Genomic DNA, 26,357 nt, shown 5'->3' with positions numbered 1-26,357 from the left:
CTCCGGCATCGGCCCGAGGTCCGCCGGGTCGACATGCGGACCGACCGCGAGCACGACGTGCCAGTCCGACCCCGCGAACCCTTCGACGCACGCCCGGAAAAGGTCGTGCCGGGTCGTCCGGCCAGGTGGCCTCTCCGAGGGGGAGCAGGGTCGGGTGGGCGACGATCTCGGCGCCCGTGGGTTCGACCAGGCCGGCCAGGCCGTCCCCGACCACGTAACCGACCCGGTGACCACGGGACACGAGTTCCCTGATCAGTCCCAGTGAGGGGTAGATGTGGCTGGATGCCGTGCATCCGACCATGAGAATGTGGCGATTTGTACGCATGTGATGTCCTGTCGGATTCCGGAAGGTCGTTGGACGTGGTCCGACGGCGCGACAGGAGAGGCCCTCCGAGAGGGAGGACTCAGGAAGGGCCTCCCGGCGGCGGGACGGCCCTGCGGTCGCGCCGGATCAGGCGCGACGCATGCGAATCGAGGAGATCACGGCACAACCCTAACGCCGCCCTCCAGAGCCGCCCACCGAATTCCACCGTCACCCAGCCACCGTCACCCAGCCACCGTCACCCGGCCACCGTCACGCAGCCACCGATGAGCGGCCGCCGGGGAAGCGTCAGGTGGCCAGGGGCTCGGCGTCCACGTCGTGGGCGTAGAGCCAGGCGTTGTGCCGCAGGACGTCGCCCTCGCGCAGGCCGGCGTCGCGTTCGCGTTGCTCGGGACCGTCCGCCAGGTGGTTGTACTCGGCGCGGCCCCGGCTCATCAGTTGCGCGCGGCTCGCGCGCGGCCTGCGGGTCGCCTCGTAGGAGAGCAGGGCCTTCGGCACCGTGTCGGGGTCGGCGCCGCCCAGGCACCGGGCGAGCACGGCGGCGTCCTCGATGGCCTGGCCGGCGCCCTGGGCGAAGAACGGCAGCATCGCGTGCGCGGCGTCACCGAGCAGAGTGACACGGCCGCTGGTCCACCGCTCCAGCGGGCCGCGGTCGTAGAGCGCCCAGCGCTTGGTGCCGGGCGCGGCGTCGATGAGCCGCCGCAGGCCCGCGTCCCAGTCCTCGAACTCGCGGGCGAAGTCGGCGAGTTCGCCGTCGGACGTCCAGGACTCAAGGCGCCACTCGCCGGCCGGCACGACGGCGACGAGATTGACCAGGCGCCCGCCGGACACCGGATAGTGCACGACGTGCCGCGCGGGGCCGAGCCAGAGGGTCTGCACCCGCCGCCGCGCGTACTCGGGCGCCCGCTCGACGGGGACCAGTGCGCGGAAGGCGCTGAAGCCGGAGAACCGGGGCGCCGCCTCGGCCACGATGCGCGGCCGGACGGTCGAGTGGATGCCGTCGGCCCCGATGACCGCGTCGGCGCGCACCTTGGTCGTGCCTCCCGACCGGTGCGCGAAGGTGAGCTCGACCTCGGCGTCGTCCTGGTCGAGGGCCACGCAGCGGTGGTCGAGGCGGACGACGCTCGCGGGCAGCGCGTTCTGGAACATCGCGAGCAGGTCGGCCCGGTGCGCGGTGTGCAGGTTGGCGCCGTACAGCCGCTCGCACGCCTCTCCCATCGGCTGGGAGGAGATCACCCGCCCGTCCTCCCACCGGCGGTACTCCCACGCCTCCTCCAGCCAGACCGCGCACCGCGCGAGGGCGTCCCCGAGGCCGAGCCGCGCGATGAGCCGCACCATGTTCGGCGCCAGCATCACCCCCGCGCCCACCTCGCGCAGCACCGGCGCCTGCTCGTACACCTGGGCCTCCACGCCGGCCCGGCGCAGGTACAGCGCCGCCGCCAGCCCCCCGAGACCACCGCCCACGATCGCCACCCGTAAGCCCACGCACGCCCCCAGCCACGATTCCCGGGTAGATCACCACTGCGGAAGTAGCGGGTTCATCTTCACCCGTGCGGCGGGGGCGGATCCAGAGCCTCGCGATGGACGAACCACAAGGTCATGTCCGAAATGGATGACGCACAGTGGCGTACTCCTCACAGCGATTACGCACCGTACACATCATGCGACTCTGGACGAACTTCGATATACAATCTTCGCCATGTTGTCTTGATGCACTTGTGCCCAAGTGGGCATAGTTGTCCAGATCATCGGCGCAGTGGCCGCGGGACGCCACTCGGGGAACGGCTCCAACCCGCGTCCACAAAGGGCGCGCCGCACACGAAATTGGACACGACAGATGAGCTCGCCCCCTCCGATTCGCACGAGGCTCCTGAGGATCCTCGCGCTGCCCCTGGTCTCCATGGTCGCCTTCTGGGGCTTCATCGCCTACTCCAGCATCACGGAGATCTCCGACATCTCCCGCACGCAGAGCCGCTGGCAGGCCATCGGGGCGCCGGTCCTGCAACTGGTCTATGAGCTCCAGCGGGAACGCCAGGCCTCCGCCCAGGCCCGGAGCACCGGCAACGACCAGGCGCTGGCGAGGCAGCGGCAGCTGACCGACGACCGGGCCCAGGAACTGCGCGAGCTGATCGGGTCGGTCGGCCAGCAGAGCAAGGACGAGACCCCCGCCGAGGTGCGCACCCTGGTAGGAGCCCTAGACTCGCTCCAGACGCTCCGCCGGTCCGCCGACAGCGGCAGCCTCTACCCGCCCGTCCGGGTCATCGACGCCTACAACAAGCTGATCGACGACGCCGGCCGGCAGCTCAACGCCGGGGGCGCGCTGAGCGACGTGTCGACCGACCGGGCGGTGCGCGGCATGGCCGCCTACAACAGCAGCGCCGAGTACCTCAGCAGGGAGAACGCCGTCCTCACCAGCACGATCGTGCAGCGGCGGATGACTCCCAGCGACCGTTCGGCGTTCGTCGCCGCCATGACCGGCCGCCGCATGATCATGGCGAACGCCGCCCGTGACGTCGGGCCCGACCTGCGCGTCCAGTACGACAACCTCGTCCGGGGCCTGCCCTACAAGCGGCTGCTGGAGATGGAGGACAGGGTCTTCAACTGGAACGCCAGCGGCCTGCCCTTCGTGGATCCCGACGACTGGAAGAGCGACACCAGCCTCCTGCAGCAGACCATCAACCGTGACACCCAGAACGAGTTGTTCTGGGTGGAGGAGGCCCGGCAGGCGGCCAAGACCGCGGCGTACTGGCGCATCGGGCTGATCCTCGGCCTCGGCCTGGTGGCGGTCATCGCCTCGATCCTGCTGTCGTTCCGGTTCGGCCTGTCCATGATCGTCGAGCTACGGCGCCTGCAGAGGTCGGCCGTGGAACTGGCCGAAGTACGGCTCCCCCTGCTGGTCGAACGGCTGCGCAGGGGCGACGACGTGGACCCGGCGACCGAGGCGCCGCCCCTGGACTCCGCCCGCACCGCCGAGGTGGAGCGGGTGGTCCAGGCGTTCTCGGCCGTGCAGCGCACCGCCGTGGAGGCGGCGGTCAGCCAGGCGACGCTCCGCAAGGGCATCGGCCAGGTGTTCCTCAACCTCGCCTGGCGCAACCAGGCACTGCTGCACCGCCAGCTCACCCTGCTCGACACGATGGAACGCCGCATCGAGGAGCCGGACACGCTGGAGGACCTGTTCCGGCTGGACCACCTCACCACGCGCATGCGGCGGCACGCGGAGAACCTGGTCATCCTGTCGGACTCCACGCCCGCCCGCCGATGGCGCGACCCGGTGCCGATCTTCGACGTGGCGCGCAGCGCCGTGCTTGAGGTCGAGGACTACACCCGCGTCATCGTGCCGCCCATGCCGCAGGCCCCGCAGTTGCTGGGCGTCGCGGTCGCCGACGTGATCCACCTGCTCGCGGAGCTGGTGGAGAACGCCGCCGTCTTCTCCCCGCCGGAGACCACCGTGCACGTGCGGGGCATGGCGGCGGCCAACGGCTTCGCGATGGAGGTCGAGGACCGCGGCCTCGGGCTGAGCGAGGCCGCCCTGGAGGAGCTGAACGCCAAACTCGCCGACCCGCCGGAGTTCGACCTGGTGGACAGCGACCGGCTCGGCCTGTTCGTCGTGGCCAGGCTCGCGGCCCGGCACGGCATCAAGGTCTCGCTGCGGCGCTCCCCCTACGAGGGCACCACGGCCATCGTGCTGCTGCCCGTCGCCCTGCTCGCCACGCCCGACGCCCCCGTCATCGAACCCATGCCGGACCGCGCCGCCCCGGCGCCCGCCCCCAGTTGGTGGGAACGTTCCCACATACCCTCGCAACGGGGCGCCCCGATGGGTCCCGACCGGGGAGACCGGCCCGCCCGGGCTCTTGGCACGCCTCCGCCCACCGCCCAACGGGCGCTTCCGGCACCGGAGGCGCCGTCCTTCCCCCACCGGACGCCAGGGGCCTCCCAGCCGCCGGCACAGCCACCCGTCCAGCCCTCGGGCCGCCGGTCCGCTGAGCTGTTCACCCCGCTCTCCGACCGGCCTCCCGCCTCGCCGCCCACCGAACCCTTCACCGCGCCATCCGCCCCGCCACCTGTTCAGCCACCCGCCGAGCCGCCCGCCCGGCCGGCGACCTCACCGGCCGCTCCGCCGGCCGGCCGTCCGTCCGCCGCCGTGCCGAGCACCGACGAGGACGACCTGGACGGGCTGCCGATACGCGTGCGGCAGGCCAGCATGGCCCCCCAGCTCCGCCGCACGCGGGCCGCCGAACAGCGCGAAGTCAGCGTGCGCTCCCCCGAGGAACTTTTCAGCATCATGTCGTCCATGCAGCGCGGCTGGCAGCAGGGCCGCGGCGAGGCCGAGCAGAAGTAGATGACGCGCAATCGAAAGGAGGGCCATTCCAATGCCCGAACCCAGACCTGAACTGAGCTGGCTGCTCGACGACCTGACCCAGCGCGTCCCCGGCGTGCGGCACGCCATCGTGCTGTCCGGGGACGGCCTTGCCATGGGCGGCTCCCGGGGCCTGACCCGGGAGGACGCCGAGCACCTGTCCGCCATCTCCGCCGGCAGCCACAGCCTCGCCCTCGGCGCGGGACGCCACTTCGGCCTCGGCGGCGTCCGGCAGACCATCATCGAACTGGAGGAGGGCTTCCTGTTCGTCACCGCGGCGGGTCAGGGGGCCCGGCTGGCCGTGCTCGCCTCGGGCGACGCCGAACTGGGCATGGTCACCTACGAGATGGCGCTGATGGTCAAGCGCGTCGGCGAGCACCTGTCCGCTCTGCCGAGAGGAGCGGCTCCGGCACCCGCCTGGAACGGCGTGCGTCAGTGACCGGAGAGGATCCCGGGCCGCTGGTCAGGCTCTTCGGGCTGACCGGCGGCCGTGCGCGCCCACCCGGCGAATCCTTCAACTTGGTGGCCATCGTCACGACCGTCAGCATCCCGTTCGAGCAGCCGGACCTCGGCCCGGAGTACCTGGCCATCCTGAGGACGTGTCGCAGGCCGACCCCGGTCGCGGACGTCGCCGCCCAGCTGAGGCTCCCGATCAACATCACCCGCGTGATCCTCGGCGACCTGCGTCGCGAGGGTCTCGTGAGCATCGACCGACCGCAGCCTGCCGCGCAGGCGATCGACGAACGCATCTACAGGGAAGTGCTGCATGCGCTACGCAGCCTCTGATCGGGCCGCCGCCCCAGGCGCCGCCCCGGCGATGGCCATCAAGATCCTCATCGCCGGCGGCTTCGGGGTCGGCAAGACGACCATGGTCGGCACGATCAGCGAGATCCGGCCGCTGCACACCGAGGAACTGCTCAGCGAGCGCAGTGTCGGTGTGGACGACGTCTCTGGTGTCGAGGCCAAGACCACCACGACCGTGGCGCTGGACTTCGGCCGCATCACCGTCCGGGACGGGTTATGGCTCTACCTGTTCGGCACCCCGGGCCAGGACCGGTTCTGGTTCATGTGGGACGAACTGGCCCTCGGCGCGCTCGGCGCCGTCGTCCTGGCCGACACCCGCCGCCTGGAGGACTGCTTCCCGGCCGTCGACTACTTCGAGCAGCGCGGCCTGCCGTTCGTGGTCGCCGTCAACTGCTTCGACGGCGCCCGCCGCCACGATCCCGTCAAGGTCCGCCGCGCCCTCGGCCTGGACGGAGTGGCTCCCATCCTCCTGTGCGACGTGCGCGACAGGGACTCCGTCGCCCGCGTCTTGACCACCTTGGTCACCTACGCCGTCGGCGACAACTTCGAGCACGCCATCCCCTGAGACGCCACAGGCTCCCCACGCCGGGCGAGGCATGCGCCCCCGCCGACACGGACGGCGCCGTCCCCCCCAAGGGGGCGGCGCCGTCCGTGCATGGTGGCCGCGTCAGCCGCAGTGCTCGAAGGGGCTGTCGTACTTGGCCGTGCCGATCGAGCCGCCCCACTTCACGCAGGTGCGGGCGGCCTTCGCGCGCACCGGCCCCGCGTAGTACTGGAACGTGCCCGCGTCGGTCTGCCGCGCCTTACCCTTCACTTCCAGGTACGCACTGGCGGCGACCTTGCCTCTGCCGCTGCTGCGGACCGTGGCGACGCAGTTCTGCCCGGTGGCCGAGGAGTACATCAGGAACACCCGCCCCTGCGAGCCGAGCGTCGCCACGTCGACCTGCTTGAAGCCCGAGCCGCAGACCTTCGCCGCGGTGTAGGGGTTGGAGCCGCTGGGAGCGCTTCGCGGGGCGGCGCCGCCTCCGCAGTTCCTGGACTTCACGCTCTGGCCCGGGTACCTGAAGGCGGCGCCGTTGAAGGTGGCACGGACGATCTTGCCCGCGGCCGAGCGCTGCTCGTAGTGGAGATGCGACACGATCTTGTACTTGGCGGAGGTGTTGCCCACCGCGCCGATCTTCTGCCCCTGCGCCACCTTCGCCCCCTGGGACACCGTCCGGGCGCTGAGGTGGGCGTAGAGGGTCGCGCTACCGTCCGAATGGCGGATCTTGACCAGGTTTCCGAAGCCGTTGGCCGTCTGGTACGCGGAGATCACGACCGTACCGGCCGCCGCGGCGACGACGGTCCTGCCCCGGTCCCTGTCACCGTCGTTCGCGCTGCCGTTGAAGTCGATCTCGTTGCCCGTGTGGGCGAAGCTGCCACTGCTGCCGACCCACGTCTCTCCGCAGGGGAAGGGCAACTGGAAGGTGGGGCCGGCGGCGCTGACGGCCGCGTTCGCCGTCGCTGAACCCGTCAACGCGGCCAGAGAACCACAAACAGTCACTATAAGGATCTTCGTTCGCACAAACGGCAAGATTGTCAGTCGGATGATCAGGTTGTCCAGATCATCCGCAAAGTGCACCCCGCCCACGAGGCGTGCAGGGCCGGAGGGTGGCGGGCTCGGCAGGTCCTACTCCACCGGTCGCACCCGTCCGCGTGGCGGTGTGGTCCACGCCGATGACCAACACGGATTCCGGCGGTGGATCCGCATATAGGAGAACTACTGCCAATCTCTCCTGTTTCTGCTTACACGTATGCAGCGATCCGCTACGGTCGCACGTTCTGACAGAGGATCGACCGTTCCGACAGAGGATCGACGAGAGACTGGAGCATTGTGCTTAGGAGAGCTTCCTGGTTCGCCGCCTTTCTGGCGGTAGCGACGTATTTACCCGTTTCGACGGCCAGTGCGGACACCGAGGTCCTGACGCCGCGGACCATCGCTTGGGCGCCTTGCGAGGAGGAGCCTGCCGCCGAGTGCGGCACGCTGAGCGTTCCCATCGACTGGTCGAAGCCGGGCGGGGCGAAGGTGGACATCGCCGTCGCCCGGCGGAAGGCCACCGATCCGGCCGCGCGGGTCGGTTCGCTGGTGATCAATCCCGGTGGTCCGGGCGGGTCCGGAGTGGAAGCCGTGTACGGCGCCCCCGGCTCCTACACCGAGGAACTGCAGCGACGGTTCGACATCGTCGGGTTCGACCCTCGGGGCGTGGGACGCAGCAACCCGGTGATCTGCTCGGCGTCGGTGTACAACCGGATGCCGCACACCGTCATGAGAAGCCAGGCCGACTTCGACGCCTGGAACGCGTTCACGAAGAAGCTGCACGCCGACTGCCGCGCTCGTACCGGTCCGCTGTACGACCACGTCGACTCCGTCAACGTCGCCCGTGACCTGGACGCGCTCCGCGCCGCCCTGGGTGAGGAGAAGCTCACCTACTACGGCATCTCGTACGGCACTCTGATCGGCCAGATGTACGCCGAGCTGTTCCCCGGCCGCGTCCGGGCCCTCGGACTCGACAGCAACATGGACCACAGCCTCGGCGTCGCGGGCTTCCTGGCCACCGAGGCGGTCGCCATCGAGGACGCGTTCGACCAGTTCGTCGGCTGGTGCGAGCAGGACACCAGTTGTGTCCTGCATGGACGTGACATCCGTGCGATCTGGAAGGACCTGCGGGCCAAGGCGCGGCGCGGTGAGCTGAAGTACCCGAGCACAGGCCAGACGATGACCGAACTGCAGGTCATCTACAACGCCGCACTGGGCACCGAGGGGCCGGACTGGCGCTTGCTGAGCGAGGTGATCAACTGGTTGAACGGCGGGCCGGAGCCGGAGTGGGTGCCCCCGCTGGAAGGCCGGGGGCCCGTGGAGGGCGACGTCGCGTATCTGCCGACCGCGGTTCTCTGCCAGGACTACAACCTCCGGGTGCGCAACTACGAGGAGTACGCCGCACTCATGCGCGCCTCCAGCCTGCTCGCACCCGACACGGGGTACCACCCGTACCCGATCGACGATCTGCCGATCTGCATGAACTCCCCGACCACCAACGCGCCGCACGCGCTGCGGTACACGGGCGACGCCCCGCTGCTGCTCGGCAACTCCGTGCACGACCCGGCCACCCCGTGGATATGGTCCGCCAACGCGGCCCGTCAGCTCGGGTCCAAGGCTGTGCTGCTCACGTACGAGGGCTGGGGACACCGCATCTACGGCAAGGACAAGTGCCAGGACGACATCTTCGACGCGTACCTGATCTCGCTGAAGGTGCCGCCGCCCGGCGCCCGCTGCGCCGTGGGCACGCCTGAGGAGAGCCTGCTCAGGCGGCAGACGCCGTCGCGGACCTGGCCGACCGGCCCGAACCACTGGGCGGCCGGCCCGGTCGCGCCCTCGCCCGTCTCCTGACCCCGGAGGGGAGCCTCCGCCCGGACGGCTCATCCGGGTGACATCCGTACGGCCATCGAGCGGGTGGGTGTCGTCGCACCACGACGAGTCCGCTGGTGCGACGACACCCGCTCCTCGCCTTCATGGCCGGTGCCGACCGGCTCTCGTTCGACGCCTCATGGTGGAATTGCCGGGTGGGTGATCCTGAGGTGGCGATCCTCGTCGGGCTGCAGGGGTCGGGCAAGACCACTTTCTACCGGCAGGTGCTGGCGCGGACGCATGTCCATGTGAGCAAGGACGCCTTTCCGAACGCCCGGAAACGGCAGCCGCGCCAGCTCCGGATGGTCCAGGAGGCGCTGGCCCAAGGCCTGAACGTCGCGGTGGACAACACCAATCCCTCGGCCGAGGAATGGCGTCCGCTCATCGACGTCGCCGAAACGCACAACGCCCCGGTGGTCGGCTACTGGTTCCCGCCCGACGTGGCCGGCTCGCTCGAACGCAACGCCGCGCGGGCGGGAAAAACCCGGGTGCCGGAGGTCGGCATCTATGCCACGCTCAAACGCCTGAGGCGCCCCCGCCCGGCCGACGGGTTCGACCAGATCTTCCAGGTCGGCTTCGACGGCGACGGAGGTTTCACGATCGAGGTCTCACGATAAGGGAGAGCCGTGAACGGCAATGAGCTGGAAGCACGGATGCGAGCGCGGGAATGGTTCCACTCGCTGACCTTGCTGCCGGGCGCGTGGGCCGTCATCCGGGTGGACGGCCGCAGCTTCTCCCGCTACACCGAGCAGCGCTTCGACAAGCCATTCGACCAGCGCTTCTCCACCCTCATGACCGGAACCGCGCGAAGCCTGCTGGAGGAGTTCGGCGGACGGTACGCGTACACCGAAAGCGATGAGATCTCCGTCGTGCTTCCCCCGGCTTTCGACCTGTTCGGCCGCGAGGTGGAGAAACTGGTGTCGTTGTCCGCGTCCGTCGCCGCCGCGGCCTTCACCCACGCCGCGGGTGAACCCGTCCACTTCGACAGCCGCGTCTGGCTCGGCAACGGCGTCGAGGACGTCGTGGACTACCTGTCCTGGCGGCAGGCCGACGCCGCGCGCTGCGCGCTCAACAGCTGGTGCTACTGGACCCTGCGCAAGGACGGCCGCTCCCGGCGCGAGGCCACCAAGCTGCTGGAACGGGCGAGCATCGCCGACAAGAACGAGCTGCTGTACCAGCACGGCGTCAACTTCAACGAACTGCCCGCCTGGCAGCGCCGCGGCATCGGCTTGTGGTGGGAGACCTACGGCCACCACGGTCACGACCCGATCCGCGACGTCAACGTCACCACCCGGCGGCGGCGCGTCCACGTCGAAACCGACCTGCCGATGAAGGACGACTACCGGAGACTGGTCGAACACCTGATGGACCCCGACGAAGCGCAGGCAGCCAAGTCTGCGCCGTCGGTGCGATGAGAGGCTCTGCCCGATCCTCCGGCACCACCGGCACACCTTGACCGACGGCACCACCGGCACACCTTGACCGACTCCCGCCGCGCGAGGTCGGCGGACCCTACCGGCGAGGCCGGCGACGTCCGACCGGCCCGCCATGTGCGCCCCTGTGGGCGAGTCGATCGCACGATCATTTCTCGAACACCAGTATGATGCCACGGTTCAGACAGACAACTGATGATCCACCCGGAAAGGGCAGCACGTGGCGCAGAAGGTGATACTGGTCGACGACCTCGACCACTCCGAGGGCGATGACGTGGCGAGACGGGAGTTCCCGCTGCTGAACCGGACCTTCGCCATCGACCTGTCCGACGCCAACCAGCAACGGCTGAGCGAGGCCCTGGCGTTCATCGAGCAGGTTCTCGAGAGCTCCCGCGAGGTGAAGCAGGCGACCCGCGCGAAGAAGACCGCCGACACCTCCCCCCGCCTGCGGGGCTACACCCTCACCGACGTCCGCGAATGGGCGCGCGAGCAGGGCCTGGACGTCCCCGCCCGGGGCAAGCTCGCCGACGAGGTCCTCGAGAAGTTCATCGCCGCCCACCCCGACGCCACCTCCCCGCAACCGGCGCCGGACGAACCAGCAGGCGGAGAGGCCTAGGACACAAGCCCCGGAAAGCCGGCATCAACGAACAGCCCGGCCGGAGAGCATCGGCTTACGGTGACTCCAGCAGGCCGCGGCTCCGTGGCGCGAACGGATCAGCGGCTTCCACGTCTGCGAACCGTCGCTGATCCCCGGGCTGTTCCACACGCAAGCGGCACCTCGCGACGCCGTCGAACCCCGATCGGGGACGTCACGCATCGCCCGGCAGCGGTTCGCCGGTCTCCAGGAGCGTCTTCAGGCTCGCCACCACGTTCGGCCATCCGTGGACGACCATCTCGGCCAGGCTGGACGCGGGCTCGAAGCCGTCGTGTACGACGGTGAGCTTCACGACCTGCGCGGCCTCCTCGTCGATCGTGAAGGTGACCTTCGAGCGGGCCTCGCCGGACAGCCGGGCGAGCGTCTCGTCGTCCCAGCCGAAGCGCTTGGCGAGCTCGGGGGTGATGGCGTGCCAGGTGTAGGAGAGCCGCTTGTAGGGGTCGGCCTCCAGCACGACCTGCTCGGAGTCACTGATCTTGACGCCGTGGTTGTCCCAGGTCATCGGCGAGCCGACGGCCCAGTCCGTGTCGAACTCGGTGGCCCAGTAGCGGCGGGTGAAGGCCGGCTCGGTCAGCGCCTGCCAGAGCTTCTGCGGGGTGGTGCGGATGTAGGTGGTGTAGACGAAGGTCGGCGCGTCCATCGGGGGTTCCTCCAGGGCGAGTTTCAGGTCCGCCAGGGCTTGGACCCTGGCCTGGTCGTAGCGGCTGATCCACCGGTGGGCGATCTCGTGCACGGGCGCGGCGTTGAGGTAGTGCAGCTTCTCCCGGCCCCGCCGCACGGTGGCGACGAGCCCGGCCTCCTCCAGCACCGCCAGGTGCTTGCTGACGGATTGCCTGGCCATGTCGAGCCCGGCGCACAGCTCGCGCAGCGTCTGCCCGTTGCGGGCGTTCAGCGAGTCGAGCAGCGCGCGCCGGCTCGGATCGGCCAGCGCCTTGAAAACCTCGTCCATGCCCGCCCTCGTACCCCGGTCGCCATCTGATATGCAGCCTTTCGACTGCCTTTAACTTAGGCAGCCAGACGGCTGCCTGTCAAGACCGGCGTGTACCCGCGCGACCTGTCCCAGCGCGGCCACGATGAGCGGACGCAGAAGCCGACCGTCTCGGCACTTGACCCGCACAGGCATCTCGGCATGCCCCTCACAGGCGCCGCCGACGACCACGTGGCGCGACCGGTCGGGCCGAGCTCGCCCCCCGGCTTGAAGGGGACCCGTTCCGCCAGGACTTTCTCAGTCCGTGATCATGAACTCGGCGCCGGCGGCCAGCGCCACCTCGGGTCCGAAGAGCCTGGCCGGGGTGAACGCGCCGGGGCGGCCCTCGCCCTTGGCCAGACGCTGGGCCACCTCGGTGACGGCGCCGACCGTGAACGTCATGCCTTCGCCGGTGCGCAGCCAGCCCTCACGCACGCGACCGGACGGCCATTCGACCCGGGCTCGGCCCCAGGACGATCGGCGCGGGCGCTCCTTGGCCGTGGTCGTCGTGACGCCGGCGAGCCGCCGAGTGACGAAGCCCGCGACGCCGGGCGAACGCAGCACGCCACTGATCACCGGCAGGGCCGCTCGGACGGCCGGGTTGGCCGGAACGAGAGCCGAGGCGCCGATCACCGACGGGGCGCCACTGGCCCGCCAGGCCGCGAAGAGCTCGCCACCCCCCAGGGAAGCGGTGGTGACCACGTCGCCGTCGGGGGTGGTCAGCCGCTCGGCGGCACCGCCGGCCCGGGTGCGTATCAACCGGCCCTGCCGCACCTCGCGGCCGCCGTCGAGCAACGCGTGCACGATGGTGGCGGCCAGAGCTTCGCCGAGGGCGCCGGGTTCGATCGCGACCGACGCGACGGCGTCGATGCGTACCCGCGATGGCCTCTCCTCGGCCGCCAGCAGATGCAGCAGGATGCTCTCGGTCGCGAGCACGCCGAAGCCCGCCCCGCAGACCAGCGTGCGACCGGTTGCCGCCGCCTCCCGGTCCATGCCGTGGAGCAGTTCGAACGCGCTCAGCTCGGCGGCGACGTCGACGTAGTGGGTGCCCGGCGGACAGGCCCGCGCGACCCGCGGCGCCGTGACCGTGAACGGGCCCACCGTGTTGATCACGACGGCCGGCGCCTCGGTGGCCAGCCGCGCGCAGACCTCGTCGAGCGAGCCGGTCACCGCCCGGGCCTCCGGACACACCTGAGCCAGCCGCTCCCGATCGCGGCCCGCCACCACCACCTCGGCGCCCGCCTGCCGTAGACGCTCCACCGCCTCCCGGCCGACCCGTCCGGTCGCGCCGAGCACCCAGATCTCACCCGTCATGTTCGCCTCCCACAGTCATGGCACGTCGTGTCATCACTATGGCATGACACGACATGGCGTGTCATCACTAGAATGTGCCGCATGGGTCGATGGCAGCCGGGTGCGCGAGAACGGCTCGAGCAGGCCGCGCTCGATCTCTTCCTCGAGCAGGGCTTCACCGAGACGACGGTGCCGCAGATCACGGCGAGGGCCGGGCTCACGACCCGTACGTTCTTCCGGCACTTCGCCGACAAGCGTGAGGTGCTGTTCGCCGGCGAGGAGATGGTGCCCGAGCAGGTGGCCCGCCTCATGGCCGAGGCCCCGCCGTCGCTCGGCCCGATGGAACTGATCGCCGAAGGCCTGGCCCCCGCCGCGGCCGAGATCTTCGAAGGCCGCAGCCTCGACTACCTGCTACGCCGACGGGCCGTGATCGACGCCGAACCCGCCCTGCATGAGCGCGAGCTGCGCAAGTTCTCGCTGATGTCCAAGGCCCTGGAGCAGGGCTTCCGCGACCGCGGCGTCGACGACCTGACCGCCCGGCTGGCGGCCGAGATCGCCGTGACAACGTTCCGGATAGCGGTGACCCGCTGGCTCGACCAGCATGGCGACCCCGACCTCCCGGCCACCATCAACCAGACGCTGGCGGCGATGAGGCACCTGACGAACACGCCCTCGACGTGAGCCGAACGACTCGATGGGAGCTCGGGCTTCCGCGGGAAGCACCACTCCCCTCGCAGCCGGCCCCCTGGTCGCATGCTCAAGTCCCTGTTCCGTCAGTAGGGTGAAACAGCGATCAAGCGACCTCCCGGGCAGGGGCACGCCTCCAGGCCACCGGGACGACACGGAGCCGGCGAGGGTGACAGCCAGAGAGGCGGCGTCAATGTCCAGCGGGCAGTTGTACGACACCATCGGAGCCACCTACACCGCGACACGGCGCACCGAACCGCGCATCGCCGCGCAGATCTGGGCCGCGCTCGGCGAAGCCCGGACCATCCTGAACGTCGGGGCGGGCACCGGGTCCTACGAGCCCCCCGACCGCCACGTCCTCGCGGTGGAACCGTCGGCGCTCATGCGTTCGCAGCGCCCCGCGGAGGCGGCGCCGTGCCTGATCGGATCGGCCGAGAACCTGCCGTTCGACGACCAGTCGTTCGACGCCGCGATGGCCGTCGCCTCCATCCACCACTGGCAGGACCCGATCGCCGGCCTGCGCGAGCTGCGGCGGGTCGCTCGCCGCGTGGTGGTGTTCACGCACGACACCAGTGACACCGGATGGCTTCACCGGTTCTGGCTCACCCGCGACTACCTGCCCGAGGTCGCCGACCTCCTTGTCGGCCGGCCTTCGATAACCGAGCTGGCCGATGCGATCGGAGCCCGGATCGAACCGGTGCCCATCCCGTGGGACTGCACCGACGGCTTCTTCGAGGCCTACTGGCGCCGTCCCGAGGCATACCTGGACGAGAACGTCCGCCGCGGAATGTCGGTCTGGACGACAGTCGGCCCGGACGCCGAGCAACGCGCGGTCCACGCCCTCCGCGACGACCTCACCTCCGGCCGATGGCACGAACGCAACCAAGCCCTCCTCGCCCTCGAAGAAGCAGAACTCGGCCTCCGCCTGCTGATCGCCTGACCCCCCCTGCGGCTGGGCGCCATCTCAGACGACTTCTGTCCGCGGCTTGCCGAGTCCTGCCCTCCAGCAGAACTCTCGCTCACGCCGCCGTACCGGCCGTGCCCTGGCTCATCGGCGCAAGCGCTCTGGTCACGCCTCGGCCGCCTGGCAGGCGAGCCACTGCTCTCGGGTGATCGCGTACTCGACCTCACCAAGATCGCTGCCGGGGATCGGCTCGTCCCACTCCATGTGGAACGTACGGACATGCTCCATCCCGAGTGCGGTCATGGTCGCGCGGGAGGCGGTGTTGACCACCATGGTCTCGGCGAAGATGCGGTGCAGCCGGAGATCTTCGAACCCCTGCCGGATGAGCTCGCGGGCTCCTTCGCTGGCCAACCCCTGGCGCCAGTAGCGACGCAGGAGCCGGTAGCCGAGCTCGGCCTGCCCCTCGACCGGCCCTTGGTCGGCGCGCTCCGGCGGCTGCAGGATCCACCAGCCGACGAACCGCCCGTCCACGAACCCGGCCCAGAAACCCAGTCCGGCGACGCGCTCCGCGGCCGCGAGCCGCTGCCCATGGAGAACCTCGACCTCCTCACGGCTGCGAGCACGGCCGTTGCCGAGGTACCGCATGACCTCGGGGTCGGCGTCGAGCGCGATCTCGTCTTCGAGGTGCTCGTCGGACAGGGGAACAAGCTCAATGCGGTCGGTGCGCAGCTTCGCCTGAGACATGCGCCGCATTCTCGCGCACGAGCCACTAGCCGGTCATCCAAGTATCGACCAGCGCTCCCCCCGTCCACGCTGTGCCCACCGATATTCGCATCCGCCCAGGTCGAGCCCCTGTGGGGCTTCGCGTAGCGCACGTGATCTCCTCCCTTCAGGAGAGGGAGACAGATGCGGACGGCGCTTTCGTCGTCGGCGATCGCGCTTTCGCGCCTGTGCGCTCGCATGTCCGCATCGATGCCGGCTCCGGGGGCATGGACAGATCTTTCTGCACGCGATCTGCACGTCTCTGCCAGAGGGTTCTGCACGCGGCCGTGCGAGCATGCCCGACGTGCCCAGATATGTGGTGATCACCGTGTTGGCGTTGCTGGTGGCAAGTTGCGGCTCGGGACCGAAGACCGCTCCCGAGATCGCCGGATACATCGAGACGTATCTGCAGGCGCACCCGGACGTCAAGCGGGTGGCGAAGAAGGGGATCCAGAGCGCCACCGTGGTCATCAAGGGGCAGGACCAGGACATCTCCGCCGATTTCGGCAAGGGCTTTCGCGGACGGCTCATCCAGACGGGCGGTGCCGGGTACATGCAGATGCTCGGGGAGGAGGTGGCGCCGGGTAAGGCCTGGGACAAGATCACCAAAGAGCACGAGCCGTACAACCTGCTGGGCATCGGCTTGCTCACGAAACAGGCCATGACCCTGGTGAACAGCCACCGGGTGCACGCACTGCTGGCGGCGACAGGACGAGCGAGCGGCCCGGCATCCGAAGGCGGGCTCGACCACTACACGGTCACCATCGACATGCGGAAGGCACTCGATGAATTGGATCTCGACGCCTTCCTCAAGGTGTACGACCCGCTGCCGTTCGGGCAGGACACCGAAGACGAATACACCCTGGTCCGGGCCGGCGACAAGGCGGCACAGACGCGGCTTCGCGAGAAGTTACTCAAGGAGTTCGGCGCGCGCACCACGTACGAGCTCTGGCTCGACGGCCAGGGGCGACCGATGCGGCAACGACTGAACGCGAAGACCCCGATGGAGATCACCTTCTCCGATTGGGGTGCTACGACCGTGGCCGCTCCTCCCGCCGATCAAGTCCGGGTGCTGACCTGACAGGACGGCTGTCCTCGAAGGTGCCGAGGGTCGAGCACGGCCGGCAGGCGTCGCCGCACAAGGACATCAGAACGCGGCGTCTGCGCTACCGAGCCGATGCGCAGGCAGGTGACCTGGTCTCATCGCCCACGCAAGCCCTCACACCCGGGTAGCGCCCATCGACGTCCTCCTACGGGCGGCGCCCATCGACGTCCTTCTCCGGCGGCCAGATCCGGGCGTCACACATCCCGGCGTTCCCTCGGCGCTGCTCCTCGAAGCCGACGATCATCGCCAGCGCCGCGTGGGCGTTCATCCTGATCAGGACGCTGGCGTCTCCGGCCGGGTCGATGAACGGTGAGATGACCGGGGAGGCGGCGATCCCTCGACGGCCGAGCCACTCCTGCATGCGCCTGCGCAGCTCGGCGGCCAGGCGGAGCGCCTGGCGGTCGCGATCGGTGAGGTGACACATCCGGCCGCCTCCGCTCAGCTCTCGCCGACGAGCAGCAGGTCGACCCACGTCTCGGGCAGCTTCTCGTCCACGTCGAACCACACGGCCATGCCGTCGCCGCGCCGCCGGGTGATGCCCCACTGCTTGGCCAGCGCGTCGACCAGGCGCATGCCCCGGCCGCTCTCGGCGCCCTGATCGTCCCGCAGCAGCCGCGGCAGGCCGTTGTTCCCCTCGTCCATGACCTTGATGTGCAGGTCCTCGGCGAACGTCCGGACGATGGCCAGGGTGAAGAAGGACGATCCGCTGTACCGGACGGAGTTCGACGACAGCTCGGACACCAGCAGGACCGCGATCTCCGTCGCCGGATGATCGAGCAGCGTCTGCTGCGTGACCTGCCGCGCCTGCGACACCTGATCACCGGTCGCCCGGAACGTCTCCCGCCGGAACGACCGCACCCGCAGTGCCTCCCCCACCACCGGCGGATTCGGCACCAAACTCCACACACCCGGCGCCCCTACCAACTCCCCCACCGCGACGTGCCCCTCCACAGCCCCCGCCTGGTCCATGGTCATCGCCCAGCACCTCCAGATCCGCGATTTTGCTGCGCTAGCAGCAGGCCCGATGGCAAGCTCTACCGAGCGTGACCGCTTGATTACTAACACGCAACCACTATTCAAAAACTTCTGAGAAATCACACCTGATCTCGAGCGAGGAACGCACACCGCAGCCCGTACCACCCGGCATATCAAAATGCGCCAAATCACCCCGAACACCAGAAGGGCCGAATGAAATGCCTCAACGGACGAACCCCACCATCCGGCATCGCAGACTCGCCACCGAGTTGGAGCGTCTGCGCGATGCGACCGGCTTCTCCAGGGAGGAGATCGCCGAACGGCTCGACTGGCACGCGACGAAGGTGTGGCGAGTCGAGAGTGCCCGCTCAGGCATCAGCGTCGGCGACCTTCGGGATCTGCTCGACCTCTACGAGGTGCAGGGGGCACGTCGCGAGGCACTCCTCGCACTCGCCCGACACAGCCGACAGAAGGGCTGGTGGACCGAATACCGCGATGTCCTCACCGGCTCCTACCTCGATCTGGAAGCTCAAGCTTCCACGATCAGAAACTTCGAACCACAGGTCATTCCGGGCCTCCTCCAAACCGAGGCGTACGCCCGAACGGTGATCCGCGCCACGCTCATCACGGACCCCAAGGAAGTCAGGCGACGCACCGAGGCTCGCATGGCACGGCAGCAGTTGCTCACACGTGACGGCGACGGCCCGACGCTGTGGGTCGTACTCGACGAGGTGGCCATCCGGCGCCCCGTGGGCGACAGCGAGACCATGCACGAACAGTTGCAACGACTCATCGACATGAGCGAGCATCCGCGCGTCACGATGCAGGTCATCCGCACCTCGGCCGGCGCCCATCCCGGCCTGTCCGGTCCGTTCGTCATCCTCGACTTCCCGACACCGCAGTTCTTCGCGCCGATCATCTACCTGGAGACCGCGGCGACCGGCCTGTATCTGGAGGAGACGGAAGAAGTAATGCAATATACGCTGATGTTCGACCACCTCCGGGCAATCGCCCTTGGCCCAGCAGAGTCTGTCCGATTCATCCAATCGGTCCAGTCCGGCTTCAGGAGCGAAGAATGAGCACTCGTCGCGACATCGACCCGTCAAGCATCCACTGGCGCAAGAGCAGCTACAGCACAGGCCAGGGCGAAAACTGCGTAGAGGTCGCCCGAATGGCATCGCACGTCGCGGTACGCGACTCCAAGTGTCCCGACGGCCTCATCCTTATCTTGCGCCACCAGGCGTGGAGCGCCTTTCTAGCGAAGATCAAATGACGACGCAGGTCTGGACCTGCGTTCTCGACTGGTCATCATCACACGGCGACCTCGACCCACCCGTTTGCGTAGTACAGGCAGAAAACTACGGTTCGGCCGCTGGCCAGGCGGTCTCCCTGACCAGCGACCACTTCGCTGGCATCAACAGCGACTGGCACACTCCGGACGACGTCGCAGAAGAGATCTTTCCCATCGTGACCTTCCACGGCGACCTGTCTGGCGTGATCGCCTCCCCAGGCCACCACATACTCCGCGGACCAGGGCTGTAGTTCTTCGTACCCGCTCCAGCCGAACCGGCGAACCCGATCAGCGAGGTAGAACAAGGCCGTCCCAGATCCGGTACAGGCCGCGATCGTCGCAGCCCGGCCGTCGCGGAGCTACATCACTTGCGTGCCAAGTCTCGCTGACGAATGCTGCGCACCTGCTCGGCGACGCGAACGGCAGCGTCCTTGGGATTCTCGTGCTCCCACACTCGGATCACCTGCCACCCGGCCTCCGTCAACTTCCGGTCGGTCTCGGCGTCGCGCTCCCGATTGCGGACGACCTTCTCCGCCCAGTAGGCCGCGTTGGTCGCCGACTTCGTGTGATGATCAGGGCACCCATGCCAGAAGCACCCGTCCAGGAACACCGCCAGCTTCGCCTTGGTGAACACCAGGTCGGCGGTGCGCCGTACCTTAGGCAGCGGCCGGACCGAGACACGGTAACGAAGACCGAGGGCGTGCACCGCACTTCGCAAGGCGAGTTCGGGCTTGGTATCCCTCCCCTTGTTCGCCTGCATGCTCTTACGCGCACCCTCGCTCGACGCGCCCACTGGTCTCACAACTGCCATATCTCCACCGTACGAACACGAAACGCCCTACGAGACGAGAAGACTACGCAGCGGGCTGAGCAGCCGTGCCCGTTCGGGCTAATCTGCCTGCAAAGCAGAGGAGTCGCCCATGAGAAGGTTCACCAGCCTGGAGATCTGCGCAGGAGCAGGTGGCCTGGCCATCGGCCTGGAGGCGGCGGGCTTCGACCCGGTGATGCTCGTCGACAATGACCCCCACGCATGTGCCACCCTCCGCACCAACCGTCCCGAATGGGACGTCCAACAACTCGACCTCCTGGAATTCGTAGGCAGCGATCACCCGCAGGTCCTGGATGTCGATCTACTCGCGGGCGGCCTTCCTCGGTTCCCGTACACCATTGCCGGCAAGCAGCCTCGGATCGAGCCAAAATACGACCTACTGCGCGCTGCGATCTGGCTCGCGCTGGAAGTGCGCCCTCGAGCGATCCTGCTGGAGAATGTGCCTGCGCTCGTCAGCGGCGCGAAGTTCACCGAGGTGAGGGAGTTCGTCGAGGCCGAACTCAAGAACAACGCCTACGAGTGCCTCTGGGGCATTCTCGACGCGCAGGACTTCGGTGTACCTCAGCGCCGGGAGCATGGCGTCCTCATCGCGATGCGAGCGCATGACATCGGGGCGTTCCATTGGCCCGAGCCAGTTGGGGGCGCCACCACAGTGGGGGAAGCGCTCTGGCGGTCAATGGCGAGCCACGGCTGGAAGGGTGCGGCAGAGTGGCGACTCGCCGCGAACGAGGTCGCACCGCCGATCATCGGTGGGTCCAAGGACAGAGGGGGCGCAGACCTCGGTCCTACACGAACGAAGAACATCTGGGCCAGGCTAGGGGTCAACGGCGTCAGCATCGCGGATGACGTGCCAGGCCCCGACTTCGTATTCGATCCAGCAGCCGCCCCGCAGGGACTGCCGAAGCTGACCGTGCCCCAGGTCGCCGTGCTGCAGGGGTTTTCTGAGGACTGGGTCATCTCAGGCAGGAAGACGGCACGCTATCGGCAGGTGGGACATGCGTTCCCACCGCCGCTCGCAGCGGCCCTCGGCACGAGTCTCGCACGTGCCCTGTCGGCCCAAGAGGAGACGCTCCAAGCCGACGGCGAAGCATAACCACTGATCGCAGGCCCTGTCCCCAGCCCAGACGAACCCTCTTGCGCGGGTCGATATGGTTACGCCATGACCGCCACGCCCCCCGATCAGATCAACGTCGTCGACTTGTTCGCAGGCTGTGGGGGGTTCACGCAGGGCTTTCACCAGTTCGTCCCGGAAGGCGGCTACAGGTCCCCCTTTCGTACGGTAGGCGCGGTCGAGTGGGATCTGGCGGCGGCCACGACCTACGCCGCGAACTTCGCCACCGAGGCGGGAGGCTTGCGCCGCATCTTCGCGGGCGACATCAAGAAATGGGATCCCGGCGAAGTCCAAGGCGAGGTCGACGTGATCTTGGGTGGACCTCCCTGCCAGGGGTTCTCCGGTTTAGGTAAGGGCGACCCCGACGATCCTCGTAACCGCCTGTGGCGTGAATACATGAAGGTGGTGAAGCGACTTCAACCGAAAATTTTTGTCATTGAGAACGTCGACCGCTTCTTCAGGTCCTCCGAATACGCAGCGCTACAAGTGGCCGCGGCGAACGGCGACCTGAAGGACTACGTGCTTAAGTCGAGCCATCTGGTCGCCGCCGATTACGGCGTGCCGCAGGCCAGGAAGCGGGCCATCGTACTGGCCACGCATCGTGACCTCCTCAAGGAACATCCTGACAGGGCACCGCTCAATCATCCGCAGGCGACTCACGCGGACCCCCGTAAACTGGACGCCTCTCTGTTCATGGGCCCGAATGCCTTGGCCACGTGGGTACCGGTCAGCGCGGTGTTCGGAGTCCCCGGGCGGCCCAATACTCCGGAGGAGCCGGCCACGACGAACCTTCCCGAGGCCCGCTGCGAACTCCTCGGCAAGACGGTTTCGGGCCCATTCAAGACGACCGACCTGCACATTGGCCGTAATCCAACAGAGCTGTCCCTTCTGCGATACAAGGACATCCCTCCGGGCGGCAACCGACATGACATCCGCCCTGATCGTTCCACGGAGAGTTGGCTGAACCACCGCTCCGGCTCGCACGACGTGATGGGCAGGTTGTATCTAGATCGCCCTGCGGTGACCATTCGCACAGAGTTCTACAAACCAGAGAAGGGGCGTTATCTACATCCCTGGGCCCATCGACCCATCACCCACTATGAGGCGGCACTGCTGCAAGGGTTCCCCGAAGACTATCTTTGGTGCGGCAGTAAGGTCGAAATAGCGCGGCAAATAGGGAACGCCGTCCCGGTCGGTCTGGCCAAGGCCATCGCAGGGCGGGTGTACGCATATCTGAGGGCCACCGGTCACGTGGCCGGCCCCGTCTCGGCGACGACGCTGTGATGCCCCTTCATTCGCTCACAGCCGTCCTGCCGCGTACCGGCGCGTCGGCAAAGAGCCGTTCGAAAAGAGGAACGAGGGTCTTCACCGCGCCGAGAGGCGCCCTCCCGTCGTCGGGACCATCAGGCAGGGAGTCCAACGGCACCAACCCGTCCCCCACACTCTCGATCCAGCTTCGATAGGCGTCCGGGTCGGGGTCCGCGTCGGGGGCGATCGCCTCGAACATCAAGGTGGTTCCCGTGACGTTCACGGCCTGGGCGAGCGCGTTCACGTCTCGCCCTGTGCGTACGACCCCCTGTTCCAGCAACCGGATCAAGGCTTGGGCCACCGGCCTATGAAGAATGATCTCCAGTCGGAGGACGGTGTTCAGCACATCCTGGTTCCCACAAGCGGTGACGACCGGCCGGTAGTCGTATCCGTCGCGGAACAATTCGGCCGCCCACCACAGGCGGGCGAATGCCTGGGAGTAGAAGGGGCCCGAGAACCGGTTCCGGTTCACCGTCGGCACCGACTGCTCGCGAGAAGATCTGCCCTGGTGCCGCCAGAAAATGTATTGAGGTGCTACTCGCAGAGCGAGGTGGTTCCACAGACGGTTGTCGGCCGCCTCTCTGCGCGTCAGTCGCAAGGTGGCGTGAAGTCGGGGTGCCAGCCACGCGTCCGCCGCCGTTCGAGGCGCGTCGTCATCGAACCGTTTGATCGCCTCGTCCAACAGATCGCACATGGGCTCAGTGGCCCAGCGTACCTCCGCTGGCAATGCCTCACAGGAACGGTCGATCGCGACGGTCTGAAAGGGCTCGCGTCCTTGAAGGGCCGCGATCGTCAGATGCTTCGCCGCCACATCATCGGGCAGCAACGCGAGGTGCTCCGGGATGGTGCTCATTCGTCTCCCTGTCCGGTACGGCGCAGAGTCCGGAGCAGACCTGCGAGATTACGCGGGACTCGGCCCTGTCGTCCGGCGGCGTGCAGGATGCGCGTCTGTAGATCCCCGCCGTCCCCGACCTGGCGACGGCTTATGATCTCCACCAGGGCGTCGTCCAAGGAACGATCAGGAAAGACGTCCGGCAACATCCGTCGAAGAGCGGACTCCTGCCAGCCACCGGGCCACTGCGGACGTCCGTCCTCCTCCTGCACGGCGTACACGGCCGTGTTGAAAAGGGTCGTCCATACGTCCGCCGCGATCTGCGCGGCGATGGCGTCTCGAACCGGCCTGTCGGTGACGCGGTTGCTTCTCAGCAGGTTCTCCAGACCTTCGAACCCCCTGTTCAGGTACAGCACGGGCATGTCGCCGACCGCCTCCACCAACCACGGGTCCAGACGAAACGGATGAAGATGGGGCTGTCGTTCGTCGGCGAAGTCGGCCCAGACGGTCTTGATGCTTTGGGCCTTGACGGGAGCACGTGCTTGAAGGTCGATGGTCCAGGCGTCGCGGGCCTCACCGATCGCCCGCCCCGCCACCTCCCCCACGGTCCCCACCATGGTGGCGGTCAGATCCGCGCGTGCCACATGACGATCGTGGTAGAGCACCACCTCGCCCACCCAGGAACCCGGAGCGTCCTCTCGAAGACGCGCGGCCGTGCGCACGTTGGTGCGTCGTTCCGACAGCATCGCCAAGCAGCCGATATCGAACCAGGGACCGGACTGGAGCTCCTGACTCGGTACCCGGAGCACCACCGACAGTCGCGCTGTCTCCCAAGTCTCACGTTCCACTCGATGTAGCGCGACAACGCGATTCGCTGAGGAGATCATTGCGAAGGGCAGCGCCACCCCATCGAGTCGCACCTCCCTGACCTCCAGAGAGAGGTCGCCGGCCAGAACCGGGTAGGGGATCAAACGCTTCACCGGCCCCGCTCCTTCGCTCGGACCAGATCGACCTCCACCTTTGTCATCCTGGCCGCGACCGGGTGACTCGCGACGACGCTCACTCCGGTGAACGCCGCGGTTCGGACCCCGGCTGCAAACCTGAGCAAACCGTCTTCGGTGACCTCACACCCGGTCTCGGCGGAGAGGGAGGCCCACTCGGCCTGAGGGCGAGGACCGGACCTGGTGGCGAACCGCAGCACCGGTTCCATCAGCCATGCGTCGTTTCGTTCGGGCAGCCGAACCTCTGCCCTGACGTGCCAGGCGCCCTCTGGGTCGATGGAACCGGTCGCGCTCCGGATCGTGGGGAAGCCCGGACTTCGAGGGGCTGGACGGGGGTCGAGGGTGAGGAGGTCTCGAAGCACCGGAGGCGTGTCGTCGACCTGCGCCTCAACCGGCATGACCGCCGCCCTGAGCCTGTCCAGCATTGCTCGGCGGAAATCGCGTAACCGGCTCGCCGCCCCCCTTGCGTAGCTGGCGGTCAGGTCGTCGGTCTGCTTCCAGTCATTGTGCTCCGGCGGCTCAGCGGCTCTGAGGAACTCCTCGGCCGCCACCGTGACCGGCGTGCTCTCGCCCGTCGCCTCCCCGGCGAGCAGTACCGCCTGGAAACGCGGTGCGCCCAACGGGACGTCACTCACCGCACGTTCCATGACGACCATGCGACTGCTGCGCATACAGACCAGACGATTGGGTTTGTCGTCCTCCTCTGCCGTCGGAGTCACCAGTAGGACCGCCTGATGCTCTGAGGACGGTGCTCGGCCCGCATCTTTGCGTGGAGGAATCGTGAGAGGGACGGTGGCCCTCACGACGTCCTGAGCGTTCGTCATCTCTTCGACGGTGCCGCCATCAAGAAAGGCCTTTACCGCTCGGGACCGAGCAGGCTCGTGATGGTAGGGATCAACGCGCTCCTCGGCGACCACGATACGTCCGTCGCGCAGCGCGACGACGGAGGCCTCCAGGAAGGGGTCGCGGTCACGACCCGCGATCATTGATGCCCAGAAGTTCCGGGCCAGACTGCGCACGAGCACCCCGTGCATCGTCTCCAGGTCCGCTTCCTCGCCGGTGGCGTCATACGCCCCAACGACGAGGAACGAGGTCCCCGGGTCGTTGCTCTCCCTGGTCAGGTAGAGCTCCTCGACGGTCCTCTCGTCCGCCCACCAGGACCGCGCCACCCCTTGATGCTGCGGATCCGCCTCCCCCAACCACGCCGGCCCCGCGTACCCTCGGCCGTCGACCTCACGCCAAGGGAGGTCCAAACGACCGATCAACCGTCTCTCCCGCCGTCCCTCGTGCGGCTCGGACAAGGTGCTGTGCATCATCACGAGCCCGAACTGGCTCGCCGCCCAGAGAGTCGCCTTGCCCAGACCGTACGAGCCGCCCGCCGACCTCCCCTTGTTGCTGTCCAACTGCCGACGGACGACCGCGGCGAACTTGCCGTCCTCGTATTCGGGACCGATCAGGCCGGACGCGTTGTAATCGTCCACTCTCAGCAACAGCAGACGCCTGCTCTCCTGGAGTTCCCGCAGGCCGTTGAGGAGGATCCTGCCGACCTTCTGCCGAGGGTCGGCGGCGGCGGCGAAGTGCTCTTGCAGGTCGTTCCAGCGAATGGCGTCCAGGAAGCGATGAAGCCGCTCTCCCGTCAACTCGTGCAGGACATGGCGGACCCTCACAGGCCGGGTGTTGGACACCAGCCGCTCGTCGAGGCTGTTCTGCGTGGTCTCGCGGGCAAGGACCGCGAGGTCGGATTCGAAGGCGAACGTCGCCGCGTTGCCCAGCTCTCTGCCGCCGTCCGGATGGGCGGGACGGTGATACCAGATGATGGGACCCGCCGAGTCAGGGCTCTCCGTCCTCGTCACCGACGATCCGGAGGCGAGACCGAGGATCTCCTCAATGGCCTGAATCTTCTCCATCCGGGGTTCCGCGCGACCGGTGATCCATGCGGAGACGGCGGCTCGGGTGACGTCGAGTTCGGCGGCGAGGTCGGCTTGGCTCATCCCCTTCCGCCGTAACTGCCGGCCGAGCCAGGCCCCGAACCCCTCAGCCTCGTGCACCCTACGCCTCCTTGACGCTGCTCCCACTTCGCCTTTGACACAGCAGAGTACGTCAAAGGGGCTTTGACAGGACCCTACGCCGCTCTTCACCTATAAGTCCGCCGAACAGGGGTCAGCACGCAAGACCACATGTCCGTTACATCCACTTAAAAGCAAAGATGCCCTGTATTGACAGCACACATCGAACAGAGACGGGGCATTTCCCCAAAGCCGCTTGCGGGAGGTACG

The 26,357-nt window shown here is 68.1% G+C and carries 27 protein-coding genes; 16 read left to right on the top strand and 11 right to left on the bottom strand.

Annotation, left to right across the window (positions count from 1 at the left end; genetic code table 11):
- Positions 1-610: 610 nt before the first annotated feature.
- Positions 611-1,786 carry an FAD-dependent monooxygenase gene (locus ACWEN6_RS27610; protein WP_452574149.1) on the bottom strand — a complete coding sequence of 392 codons (1,176 nt, stop codon included), beginning with the start codon at positions 1,784-1,786 and terminating at the stop codon, positions 611-613.
- Between the two features lie 373 nt (positions 1,787-2,159).
- Between ACWEN6_RS27610 and ACWEN6_RS27605 the strand changes: the two genes are divergently transcribed.
- From ACWEN6_RS27605 to ACWEN6_RS27590, 4 genes are read left to right on the top strand one after another with little or no spacing between them, the layout of a single operon-like run.
- On the top strand, positions 2,160-4,661 hold the full coding sequence (locus tag ACWEN6_RS27605) for a nitrate- and nitrite sensing domain-containing protein (RefSeq protein WP_452574147.1): 2,502 nt from the start codon (positions 2,160-2,162) through the stop codon (positions 4,659-4,661).
- A gap of 31 nt (positions 4,662-4,692) precedes the next feature.
- Positions 4,693-5,118, top strand: coding sequence for a roadblock/LC7 domain-containing protein (locus tag ACWEN6_RS27600; protein ID WP_354838416.1), 426 nt, complete (start codon positions 4,693-4,695; stop codon positions 5,116-5,118).
- Complete coding sequence (locus ACWEN6_RS27595) at positions 5,115-5,465, top strand: DUF742 domain-containing protein (protein ID WP_354838414.1); 351 nt, start codon at positions 5,115-5,117, stop codon at positions 5,463-5,465. Before ACWEN6_RS27600 ends, ACWEN6_RS27595 begins: the two co-directional genes overlap by 4 nt.
- The gene (locus ACWEN6_RS27590) at positions 5,446-6,048 is read left to right on the top strand and encodes a GTP-binding protein (RefSeq protein WP_354838411.1); all 603 of its coding nucleotides are present in this window, start codon (positions 5,446-5,448) and stop codon (positions 6,046-6,048) included. The genes ACWEN6_RS27595 and ACWEN6_RS27590 overlap by 20 nt, the downstream gene beginning before the upstream one ends.
- Before the next feature lie 102 nt (positions 6,049-6,150).
- Here ACWEN6_RS27590 and ACWEN6_RS27585 read toward each other — a convergent pair whose 3' ends face one another.
- Complete coding sequence (locus ACWEN6_RS27585) at positions 6,151-6,999, bottom strand: M23 family metallopeptidase (RefSeq protein WP_452574145.1); 849 nt, start codon at positions 6,997-6,999, stop codon at positions 6,151-6,153.
- Positions 7,000-7,356: 357 nt separating this feature from the next.
- Between ACWEN6_RS27585 and ACWEN6_RS27580 the strand changes: the two genes are divergently transcribed.
- The 4 genes from ACWEN6_RS27580 (at position 7,357) to ACWEN6_RS27565 (ending at position 10,977) form a co-directional block, all read left to right on the top strand.
- Positions 7,357-8,910, top strand: a complete 1,554-nt coding sequence (locus ACWEN6_RS27580) for an alpha/beta fold hydrolase (RefSeq protein WP_452574143.1) — start codon at positions 7,357-7,359, stop codon at positions 8,908-8,910.
- A 95-nt stretch (positions 8,911-9,005) separates the two neighbouring features.
- Positions 9,006-9,545 carry an AAA family ATPase gene (locus tag ACWEN6_RS27575; RefSeq protein WP_452574141.1) on the top strand — a complete coding sequence of 180 codons (540 nt, stop codon included), beginning with the start codon at positions 9,006-9,008 and terminating at the stop codon, positions 9,543-9,545.
- A 9-nt stretch (positions 9,546-9,554) separates the two neighbouring features.
- Entirely contained in the window at positions 9,555-10,343 is a 789-nt protein-coding gene (locus ACWEN6_RS27570) for a tRNA(His) guanylyltransferase Thg1 family protein (RefSeq protein ID WP_452574139.1), read from the top strand.
- A 238-nt stretch (positions 10,344-10,581) separates the two neighbouring features.
- Positions 10,582-10,977, top strand: a complete 396-nt coding sequence (locus ACWEN6_RS27565; protein ID WP_452574137.1) for a histone-like nucleoid-structuring protein Lsr2 — start codon at positions 10,582-10,584, stop codon at positions 10,975-10,977.
- A gap of 193 nt (positions 10,978-11,170) precedes the next feature.
- Here ACWEN6_RS27565 and ACWEN6_RS27560 read toward each other — a convergent pair whose 3' ends face one another.
- Together ACWEN6_RS27560 and ACWEN6_RS27555 are read right to left on the bottom strand one after the other, a co-directional pair.
- The gene (locus ACWEN6_RS27560; protein WP_452574135.1) at positions 11,171-11,965 is read right to left on the bottom strand and encodes an ArsR/SmtB family transcription factor; all 795 of its coding nucleotides are present in this window, start codon (positions 11,963-11,965) and stop codon (positions 11,171-11,173) included.
- A 276-nt stretch (positions 11,966-12,241) separates the two neighbouring features.
- Positions 12,242-13,297: a saccharopine dehydrogenase NADP-binding domain-containing protein gene (locus ACWEN6_RS27555; protein WP_452574133.1), complete on the bottom strand. Its 1,056-nt coding sequence runs from the start codon at positions 13,295-13,297 to the stop codon at positions 12,242-12,244.
- 81 nt (positions 13,298-13,378) lie between these two features.
- Between ACWEN6_RS27555 and ACWEN6_RS27550 the strand changes: the two genes are divergently transcribed.
- Positions 13,379-13,957 carry a TetR/AcrR family transcriptional regulator gene (locus ACWEN6_RS27550; protein WP_354916770.1) on the top strand — a complete coding sequence of 193 codons (579 nt, stop codon included), beginning with the start codon at positions 13,379-13,381 and terminating at the stop codon, positions 13,955-13,957.
- A 175-nt stretch (positions 13,958-14,132) separates the two neighbouring features.
- A complete protein-coding gene (locus tag ACWEN6_RS27545) occupies positions 14,133-14,903 on the top strand; it encodes a class I SAM-dependent methyltransferase (RefSeq protein ID WP_452574131.1) in 771 nt (256 codons plus the stop codon).
- A gap of 129 nt (positions 14,904-15,032) precedes the next feature.
- On the opposite strand, the gene ACWEN6_RS27540 is transcribed toward ACWEN6_RS27545, so the two are convergent.
- On the bottom strand, positions 15,033-15,611 hold the full coding sequence (locus tag ACWEN6_RS27540) for a GNAT family N-acetyltransferase (RefSeq protein ID WP_452574129.1): 579 nt from the start codon (positions 15,609-15,611) through the stop codon (positions 15,033-15,035).
- A 313-nt stretch (positions 15,612-15,924) separates the two neighbouring features.
- Here ACWEN6_RS27540 and ACWEN6_RS27535 point away from each other — a divergent pair, with 313 nt between their 5' ends.
- Positions 15,925-16,710 carry a hypothetical protein gene (locus tag ACWEN6_RS27535; RefSeq protein ID WP_452574127.1) on the top strand — a complete coding sequence of 262 codons (786 nt, stop codon included), beginning with the start codon at positions 15,925-15,927 and terminating at the stop codon, positions 16,708-16,710.
- Positions 16,711-16,879: 169 nt separating this feature from the next.
- On the opposite strand, the gene ACWEN6_RS27530 is transcribed toward ACWEN6_RS27535, so the two are convergent.
- Positions 16,880-17,158, bottom strand: coding sequence for a hypothetical protein (locus ACWEN6_RS27530; RefSeq protein ID WP_452574125.1), 279 nt, complete (start codon positions 17,156-17,158; stop codon positions 16,880-16,882).
- A 14-nt stretch (positions 17,159-17,172) separates the two neighbouring features.
- Complete coding sequence (locus ACWEN6_RS27525; protein WP_452574123.1) at positions 17,173-17,709, bottom strand: ATP-binding protein; 537 nt, start codon at positions 17,707-17,709, stop codon at positions 17,173-17,175.
- Between the two features lie 218 nt (positions 17,710-17,927).
- On the opposite strand from ACWEN6_RS27525, the gene ACWEN6_RS27520 reads away from it, so the two are divergent.
- Genes ACWEN6_RS27520 through ACWEN6_RS27510 form a run of 3 tightly spaced genes read left to right on the top strand, consistent with a single transcriptional unit; the run spans position 17,928 to position 19,251 of the window.
- On the top strand, positions 17,928-18,788 hold the full coding sequence (locus ACWEN6_RS27520) for a helix-turn-helix domain-containing protein (protein WP_452574121.1): 861 nt from the start codon (positions 17,928-17,930) through the stop codon (positions 18,786-18,788).
- A complete protein-coding gene (locus ACWEN6_RS27515; RefSeq protein WP_452574119.1) occupies positions 18,785-18,982 on the top strand; it encodes a DUF397 domain-containing protein in 198 nt (65 codons plus the stop codon). Before ACWEN6_RS27520 ends, ACWEN6_RS27515 begins: the two co-directional genes overlap by 4 nt.
- Positions 18,979-19,251 (top strand): hypothetical protein, encoded by a 273-nt coding sequence (locus tag ACWEN6_RS27510; protein WP_452574117.1) that lies wholly within the window; start codon positions 18,979-18,981, stop codon positions 19,249-19,251. Before ACWEN6_RS27515 ends, ACWEN6_RS27510 begins: the two co-directional genes overlap by 4 nt.
- A gap of 113 nt (positions 19,252-19,364) precedes the next feature.
- On the opposite strand, the gene ACWEN6_RS27505 is transcribed toward ACWEN6_RS27510, so the two are convergent.
- Positions 19,365-19,811, bottom strand: a complete 447-nt coding sequence (locus ACWEN6_RS27505; RefSeq protein ID WP_452574115.1) for a very short patch repair endonuclease — start codon at positions 19,809-19,811, stop codon at positions 19,365-19,367.
- A 109-nt stretch (positions 19,812-19,920) separates the two neighbouring features.
- Here ACWEN6_RS27505 and ACWEN6_RS27500 point away from each other — a divergent pair, with 109 nt between their 5' ends.
- Both ACWEN6_RS27500 and ACWEN6_RS27495 read left to right on the top strand, forming a co-directional pair.
- On the top strand, positions 19,921-20,922 hold the full coding sequence (locus tag ACWEN6_RS27500) for a DNA cytosine methyltransferase (RefSeq protein WP_452574113.1): 1,002 nt from the start codon (positions 19,921-19,923) through the stop codon (positions 20,920-20,922).
- Positions 20,923-20,988: 66 nt separating this feature from the next.
- On the top strand, positions 20,989-22,224 hold the full coding sequence (locus tag ACWEN6_RS27495) for a DNA cytosine methyltransferase (RefSeq protein ID WP_452574111.1): 1,236 nt from the start codon (positions 20,989-20,991) through the stop codon (positions 22,222-22,224).
- A 7-nt stretch (positions 22,225-22,231) separates the two neighbouring features.
- On the opposite strand, the gene ACWEN6_RS27490 is transcribed toward ACWEN6_RS27495, so the two are convergent.
- From ACWEN6_RS27490 to ACWEN6_RS27480, 3 genes are read right to left on the bottom strand one after another with little or no spacing between them, the layout of a single operon-like run.
- Positions 22,232-23,101: a DUF6339 family protein gene (locus tag ACWEN6_RS27490; RefSeq protein WP_452574109.1), complete on the bottom strand. Its 870-nt coding sequence runs from the start codon at positions 23,099-23,101 to the stop codon at positions 22,232-22,234.
- Positions 23,098-24,060, bottom strand: a complete 963-nt coding sequence (locus tag ACWEN6_RS27485) for a hypothetical protein (RefSeq protein ID WP_452574107.1) — start codon at positions 24,058-24,060, stop codon at positions 23,098-23,100. Before ACWEN6_RS27485 ends, ACWEN6_RS27490 begins: the two co-directional genes overlap by 4 nt.
- Positions 24,057-26,129: a helix-turn-helix domain-containing protein gene (locus tag ACWEN6_RS27480; RefSeq protein WP_452574105.1), complete on the bottom strand. Its 2,073-nt coding sequence runs from the start codon at positions 26,127-26,129 to the stop codon at positions 24,057-24,059. The genes ACWEN6_RS27485 and ACWEN6_RS27480 overlap by 4 nt, the downstream gene beginning before the upstream one ends.
- Positions 26,130-26,357 lie beyond the last annotated feature (228 nt).

Source organism: Sphaerisporangium sp. NPDC004334 (assembly GCF_053602655.1).
This window is presented reverse-complemented; position numbering and strand designations above follow the sequence as displayed.